The following is a 1,881-nucleotide window of genomic DNA, read 5'->3' as shown; positions in this document are numbered from 1 at the left end:
CTCATGCTTCCTCCTGCTGGTCTACCCCCATTCTAGAGGGTAGATCAGACAGGAAACAAGCACACGTTCGAATACGTGACGGAGGTCCCGGACCTCCGGGACCTCCGTCACGCCGATGCCTCAGTCGAGCGTCAGGCCCTCGGCCGGAGCCACCCGCGACGCCCGTCGGGCGGGCAGGACGCAGGCCACGAGACCCGCCAGAGCGGCCACGACCACCACGGCCAGCAGCTGGTCCCACGGCGTGACGAGGGAGACGTCGGCGACAGCCGTCCGCACGACCGCGAGCGTCCCTAGCCAGCCGTAGGTCACGCCGACCGTCGTACCCAGGACCGCGGCGACGAGCGCCAGCAACAAGCCCTCGGCGGCGAGCATGCGGCGCAGCTGGCGCCGGGTCAGGCCAAGGGCCCGCAGCAACGCGTGCTCACGGCCGCGCTCCAGGACCGACAGGCCGACGGTGTTGGCGATGCCCACCAGGGCGATGCCGACCGAGACGGCCAGCAGGCCGAGGACCGACCACACCAGCACGTCGAGCTGCTTCTCGACCCATCCCCGCTGGGCGAGGGTGGACGTGAGCTCCAGGTCGGCGTCGCGGGCGACGGCGCCCAGGCTGCCGCTCAGCTCGTCGACGTCCACGCCGTCGTCGGCTCGCACCCAGACGGCCTGCGGCTCGATGCTGCCGCCGAGGGCCTCCAGCACGCCGGGCCCGGCCACGACGGACCGCCCCCACTCGCTGCCCACGAGCACCCGCTCGACGTCCACGGTGCGGCCGGCGCGCTCGAGCGTCATCGTCTCGGGGAACCCGGTCTCGGTGTCGGCCGAGACGTCCGGCGGGATGAACACCTCCAGGCGACCGGGTTCGACCAACCCACGACCTCGCGCCACCGACGAGGCGGCGGCGTCGGGCGCGAGCACGGGAACCTCGCCAACGCCCTCGAGCGTCGCGCGGACGCCGGGCACGGCCTCGGCGTCCTGGACGCCGCGAGTCGCTCGCACCGACTCGAGCGTGCCGGCCGAGACGGGTCCGTCACCGGTGAGCGCGACGTCGACCGGGTACTGCACCTTCAGCTCGTCGTCCATGGCTCCGCGGGCGCTGGCCATGCCGGTGAGCACCGCCGTGGTCAGGGTGACGCCGACGAGCAACGACGCCGTGGTGGCGGCGCTGCGGCGCGGGTTGCGCACCGCGTTGGCCGTGGCGAGGCGGGCGGCGAGACCGGTGCGGCCCAGGAGACGTCCGGCCACTCCCAGCATCGCCGGCACGAGCACGGGTGCGAGCAGCAGCACGCCGACGAACGACAGCATGCCGCCGGCCAGGAGGGGTGGCATGGACGTCTGCTGCACGGCGAGGGCGAGAGCCGCCGAGCCGGCGAGCACGGCCGCGACACCCAGGGCGACGCGGCCCTTGCCCGCACGGGTGCGCACGTCCGCGTCCATCGGCCGGAGCGCGGCGAGCGGGCTGACCCGCACCACGCGTCGGGTCGGCAGCCAGGCCGCCGTGACCGTCACGACGATGCCGCCGACGAAGGCCGCGACCATCCAGGTGGGGGACAACGACACGGTCCCCAGCAGACGACCTCCGGTCACCCCGCGCACCGCGGCGACGATGCCGTAGCCCGCCCCGGCGCCGGCGAGCACGCCGACCGTCGACGCGACCAGCGCCACGGCGAGGGACTCGACGCGGACCGAGCGGACGACCTGGCGCCGGGTCGCGCCGACGCAGCGCAGCAGGGCGAGGTCGCGGGTGCGCTGCGCGAAGAGAATGGTGAAGGTGTTCGCGATGACCAGGACCGCCACGAAGCCGGCGATGGCGGCGAACAGCAGCAGCACGTAGCTGATGACGTCGACTCCCTGGTTGACGGCGATCACGCGCGCGTCCACGTACGC

The 1,881-nt window shown here is 73.7% G+C and carries 1 protein-coding gene; it reads right to left on the bottom strand.

What is annotated here, in order from left to right; all coding sequences use genetic code 11:
* Nucleotides 1-120: 120 nt before the first annotated feature.
* Nucleotides 121-1,881: FtsX-like permease family protein (locus tag ASF38_RS04250; RefSeq protein ID WP_200914400.1), on the bottom strand; the 1,761-nt coding region annotated here is incomplete at its 5' end.

The organism is Aeromicrobium sp. Leaf272 (assembly GCF_001422865.1).
Taxonomy (GTDB): Bacteria; Actinomycetota; Actinomycetes; order Propionibacteriales; family Nocardioidaceae; genus Aeromicrobium.
This window is presented reverse-complemented; position numbering and strand designations above follow the sequence as displayed.